The organism is Congregibacter sp. (assembly GCF_965660375.1).
Classification (GTDB): Bacteria; Pseudomonadota; Gammaproteobacteria; order Pseudomonadales; family Halieaceae; genus Congregibacter.
Map to the genome: position 1 here is coordinate 1 of NZ_CBFHZO010000045.1, position 4,896 is coordinate 4,896.

4 protein-coding genes and 1 tRNA gene are annotated in these 4,896 nt (G+C 56.3%); 2 read left to right on the plus strand and 3 right to left on the minus strand.

What is annotated here, in order from left to right; all coding sequences use genetic code 11:
- Positions 1-151: 151 nt before the first annotated feature.
- Positions 152-228: transfer RNA gene (locus ACTG3T_RS03595), tRNA-Ile, on the minus strand.
- A 114-nt stretch (positions 229-342) separates the two neighbouring features.
- Here ACTG3T_RS03595 and ACTG3T_RS03600 point away from each other — a divergent pair.
- A complete protein-coding gene (locus tag ACTG3T_RS03600; protein WP_439100896.1) occupies positions 343-1,884 on the plus strand; it encodes a M20/M25/M40 family metallo-hydrolase in 1,542 nt (513 codons plus the stop codon).
- 28 nt (positions 1,885-1,912) lie between these two features.
- Here ACTG3T_RS03600 and ACTG3T_RS03605 read toward each other — a convergent pair whose 3' ends face one another.
- Complete coding sequence (locus ACTG3T_RS03605) at positions 1,913-2,443, minus strand: MOSC domain-containing protein (protein WP_439100897.1); 531 nt, start codon at positions 2,441-2,443, stop codon at positions 1,913-1,915.
- A 98-nt stretch (positions 2,444-2,541) separates the two neighbouring features.
- Here ACTG3T_RS03605 and ACTG3T_RS03610 point away from each other — a divergent pair, with 98 nt between their 5' ends.
- Positions 2,542-3,291, plus strand: a complete 750-nt coding sequence (locus ACTG3T_RS03610; RefSeq protein ID WP_439100898.1) for a class I SAM-dependent methyltransferase — start codon at positions 2,542-2,544, stop codon at positions 3,289-3,291.
- An 18-nt stretch (positions 3,292-3,309) separates the two neighbouring features.
- Here ACTG3T_RS03610 and ACTG3T_RS03615 read toward each other — a convergent pair whose 3' ends face one another.
- Positions 3,310-4,851, minus strand: a complete 1,542-nt coding sequence (locus ACTG3T_RS03615; RefSeq protein WP_439100899.1) for a WS/DGAT/MGAT family O-acyltransferase — start codon at positions 4,849-4,851, stop codon at positions 3,310-3,312.
- Positions 4,852-4,896 lie beyond the last annotated feature (45 nt).

The following is a 4,896-nucleotide window of genomic DNA, read 5'->3' on the forward strand; positions in this document are numbered from 1 at the left end:
GGCTTGTCAGCTTTATGGATTATGATCTGGGATTCTTTGATGAAGAGGTCGGCCGGGTAGAACCCGCACCGAATCCTTTTAAACCGGAACTGTAAACTATGTGTCCGGTATAAAGTGTAAAGGATGTCTCCGGTACGGACCTTATGGAAAATGGTGGGCCCAGTAGGACTTGAACCTACGACCAATCGATTATGAGTCGACTGCTCTAACCAACTGAGCTATGGGCCCGAAGGGCCTGCGATTATAGGGCCTCTTAGCTAATCTCTCCATAGCTATTCTGCGTTGCACAGCCAAGTCCCAGCCGATGTACCATATCCGGCTCGAGAATTACGGAATACAAATATGAAAGTGCGACTACACGGCCTCTTCAGTCGGCTATGTGCAGTATCCATGCTCGCCATAACGATTGTCGGCGCAGCAGAGGCATCCGAATTCAATGCCTTCGCTCTGAGTGCGCTGGCTAAAGACTATGCGCAGTCTTCCTTTCCGTTACTTAGAGAAATTCTCAGTATTCCCAACGATGCCAATCGCCCCGAGGACGTAGACGCGAACGTCGTTTGGAGTGAGTCTGCATTTACTAAGCGCGGATTTAGTACGCAGCGCATCGCGACAGCCGAGGCTCCGTTGTTACTCGCTACACGTGAGCACGCAGGCGCAGAGAAGACGGTGCTGATCTATCTGCAGATTGACGGGCAGCCTGTGGACCCCAGCCGATGGTTTCAGGCAAGTCCCTACACGCCGGCGTTGAAGCAGCGTGACGCGGCCGGTGAGTGGCAGCAAATTCCCTGGGCGGCCATCGATAACTACGATGATGAGATGCGCGTCTTTGCCCGTTCGGCTTCCGACGCCAAGGGGCCGGTAGCCATGTTCCTTGCTTCGCTAGACGCCCTTGCGGACAAAAACATCGAGCCAAACTTCAATATCAAAGTCATTATGGACTTTGAGGAGGAGTTGGGGTCGCCGAACCTCCCTCAAGCGGTTGCTGACAATCGCGAGCTCTTGTCGGCAGATATGCTTGTTATCTTCGATGGCCCAAGACACATTACCAATCGCCCCACGCTGACCTTCGGTGCCCGAGGGATTGCCACGGTTACCCTCACGACCTACGGCCCGGTGGTAGCGCAGCACAGCGGTCATTTTGGAAACTACGCGCCTAATCCCGCGCTGCGTCTTGCCCAGGTGCTGGCTTCCATGAAGGACGACGAAGGGCGCGTCACCATTCCGGGATTCTACGACGGCATCAGCTTCGATGACGCGACGCGAGAAATATTGCGTGCTGTGCCCGATAACGAAGAGGAGATTCAGGAGCGTCTGCAGCTAGGATCCATAGACAAGGTGGCCGGTAGCTACCAGGAAGCGATTCAGTATCCCTCGCTGAACATTCGCGGCATGCAGTCCGGATGGATAGACGAGAAAGTGAGAACCATTGTCCCGGGTTGGGCCAGAGCCGAGATTGATATACGACTGGTGCTCGAGTCAGACCCCGAGCGACTCATTGATCTTGTGAGGCAGCACGTTCGTGAGCAGGGTTTTTTTGTGACCGATCAGGTGCCGGATAAAACCATGCGCATGGCTCATGAAAAGATAGCCACCTTTACCTACGAGAACTCCTACCAGTCCTTCCGCACGGACTTCGACTCTGAGGTGGGGCAGTGGTTACGAAGCGCACTGGAGCGGACTTTTGAGGAAGACCCTATTCAAATTCGCATGAGTGGTGGCTCTATACCCATATCGCCCTTCGTAAACACGCTGGGTATTCCGGCAGTGACTGTGCCGACGGTCAATCGTGACAATAACCAGCACAGTCCCAATGAAAATTTGCGACTGGGTAACTATCGAGATGGTATCCGTACGATGCTTGGGATTCTCACTGAGCCGCTTTAAACGCGCTAAGACTGTGCACGCTGAAGTTTTAGCCTTCGTCCTCAAACAGATCCCGTGTTGTTGACGGAACCTCCACCTCCACGCTGTCGCCCACGGTGATGACGCCACCCTTGAGTATTCGGCAGCAAAGCCCGCCATGACCCAGCATCGCCGCAACGCCCCCTTTACCGAGCGCGGTCTCCATGCGTGAGCAGGGGTGGCACAGGGCGCTCGCCTCAAAGAGTGCATCGCCAATGGAGAAGCGCTGGTGTCGCAGCGCATGAAGATTGATACGGGATACCACCAAGTTACGCCTAAGCGTTGAAGGTGCAATGGCCTCAACGCCCAGAAAGTGCGCCGTTTGCTCGATGAACTCCCGCGAAACAAGCGTGACCTGCCGACCGGAGCCCGGAGTCTTGTCGACGCGGTGGTCTCCTTCCAGGCCCCGATTGCCGATTGCCAGCACTGACTCTACTTCCGTAAGAGGTGCTTTACGTGCCGACCGCAGCCCGATCCATTCAAGGGTTCCGGCGCGCAGGTCCTTTGCAAAGCGATCCAGGGGATTTGTTCGTTTGGTCATAGAATCGATCTTACTCCAGGGGACTGACTCTCTATTCTACCGATGAGCCAATAGCCGGGGCACTCGCGTATCAACGCATTATGAAAGAGGTCGCGCTGATGAAGTACCTGAAACAACTGATGTTCCTCGCTGTGGCGTTGGCGGCGACTACCGCATGCTCCGCTGACCAACCGGTGCCTGCGAAAAAGGATAGTCGCTACGAGTACAAGACGGGAAGTCGGGGCGGGATTGGCAAGTTCTACATGGGCCGCGAAATCTCCCATGTTATGGGTCACCGCGGTGCCGGCTGGCTGGAGCGTCCTGAGCGGGAGCGCCAGGAGCGCACAGACTTATTGATTAATCGACTGCCCATCAGTCCGGGCGATAAGGTGGCGGATATCGGCGCGGGTACGGGTTTCTTTACCCTTCCCATCGCCAAGCGTGTTCCCGAGGGGCGGGTGTACCCCGTTGATATTCAGCCCGAGATGCTGGCAATACTTGAGGAGCGGAGAAAATCTATGGAACTGAGTAATGTTGAATCCGTGCTCGGCTCCGAAACGTCACCAAATTTACCCGCCAATACCATCGATCTGGCCTTCATCGTCGACGCTTATCACGAGTTCTCTTACCCGCGAGAAATGGGCCTGGCGCTGGTTGACGCCCTGCGGCCCGGCGGAAAGCTCGTGCTCATCGAATATCGGGCCGAAGACCCCACTGTGCCGATAAAAAGGCTACACAAAATGAGCGAGGCGCAGGTGCGACAGGAGATGGATGCTATTGGTCTGCAGTGGGTAAAGACAGACGATTACCTGCCGCAGCAGCATGTGCTTATTTTTGAAAAGCTCCAGACCGGCGTGAGCATCGACTAGGGGCTTTCGCGGGCGCAGTTACGCCCTTTTGCGGGCCGGTTCCGCCTTCGCAGCATTCTTTGGCTTGGCTTTGGCTCGAGTCTTTGGCGCGGCTTTATCTTTGGTCACGGGTTTGCGTTTCGCCGTTGAGCGGCGCTTTGGGGTTGCCTTCACGATGGTTGCGTCCCGAAGCTCTTCAAAGCTCGCCATCAAACACTCGCGGTAAAAATCGGGATCCGGCATCATCTCCCGGCAGCTCGTGGCCGAGATGGTGAACTCTCCGCAATAGCTGCTGATCACATGGAACAGCCCTACGCCGTCTGCAACGGGGCCCGTGCCAAAGTTCGACAGCATGCGGGCACCGGTGTTGTAGAGGGGCACTTGAGGTCCGGGAACGTTGGTAATCACGCAGTTGTAAATCGGGTTGATCTGATTCACCAGGCCCCAGCGGCTTGCCAGTCGTGCCGCCTGGGCAGTGAGCGTGCTTGGGATGAACTGCGAGTAGTCGGTCATGGTTTTTGCGCCGACGGCGTTGGTGTACTCCTTGGCGGTACGCGTACCTTCATGAACCGCCAGAAGGCGTTCCCGGGCGTCGACAACATCGCTGCGGATTTGTACGGCCATGGTGGAGACGATGTTGCCACCGGTGCCTTTCTCTTTGGTATCACGAACATTCACTGGCGCCATCGCCACCAGTGATTCGTCCGGCAGCTCGTTGTGGGCCTCCAGATACTTGCGCATGGCACCACCGACGATCGCGAGTGCCACGTCGTTTACCGTCGAGCCCGGGGTGGCGTTCTTTATGCCCTTAATTTCTTCCAGGGGCAGGCTTACGGCATTAAAAACGCGATACGCGGATACCGTGCCGTTAAAGCGAGTACGGGGGACGGTACCCACACGCTGGAGGTCGCCTCTGCGCAACTGCATAAACACCTTGGCAAAGCCAGGCACCGTGTTACGGGCAACAGAAATGAACCTCAGGGGTTGTCGCAGACCGTTGACCTGCGCGCGAGTCAGCAGCCCCAGGGTACTGGGGTCCCGGTCCGGGCGGGTAATCACTGACTTTGCTTCGACTTTGGCGTCAGCGCTTAAATCGTGAATCGCCGCGGTAATTTCCATGCCGGAGGCACCGTCCACCGCGGCATGATGCATCTTGGAAAACAGCGCGAAACAGCCTTTGGGGTAGCCCTCAAGATTGTCGAGGCCCTCGATGACGTACATCTCCCAAAGCGGTCGGGAGCGATCCAGGGGTCTGGCGTGAATACGGGAGATAAGAATGCACAGCTGGCGCCAGTCGCCGGGAGCGGGGAGGGCGACGTGGCGAATATGAAATTCGGGGTCGAAGTCCCCCTCATCAATCCAATAAGGGTGATCGAGACCCAGGGGCACCTCTTTGAGTCTTCGGGTCAGGCTGGGGATACCTTTAACGCGATTCGCCGTGCCTTCGAGTATCTGCTTGAAACGTACCTTGCCCTCCGGTGCGGTCTCTTGCGTGTAGATGTACAGGCCGGAGATATGCATCGGTGAATTGGGCGTCTCAAGATATAAAAAGGACGCGTCGAGTCCGCTGAGCTGCTGCATGCTATCGATCTCTTATTTGTGTCATTTCAGTGTACACCGCGATTT

What these genes read in the sequence shown, in the direction of transcription:
- ACTG3T_RS03600 (WP_439100896.1), top strand. Translation starts at nt 343, where the DNA reads ATGAAAGTGCGACTACACGGCCTCTTCAGTCGGCTATGTGCAGTATCC.
- ACTG3T_RS03605 (WP_439100897.1), bottom strand. Translation starts at nt 2,443, where the DNA reads ATGACCAAACGAACAAATCCCCTGGATCGCTTTGCAAAGGACCTGCGC.
- ACTG3T_RS03610 (WP_439100898.1), top strand. Translation starts at nt 2,542, where the DNA reads ATGAAGTACCTGAAACAACTGATGTTCCTCGCTGTGGCGTTGGCGGCG.
- ACTG3T_RS03615 (WP_439100899.1), bottom strand. Translation starts at nt 4,851, where the DNA reads ATGCAGCAGCTCAGCGGACTCGACGCGTCCTTTTTATATCTTGAGACG.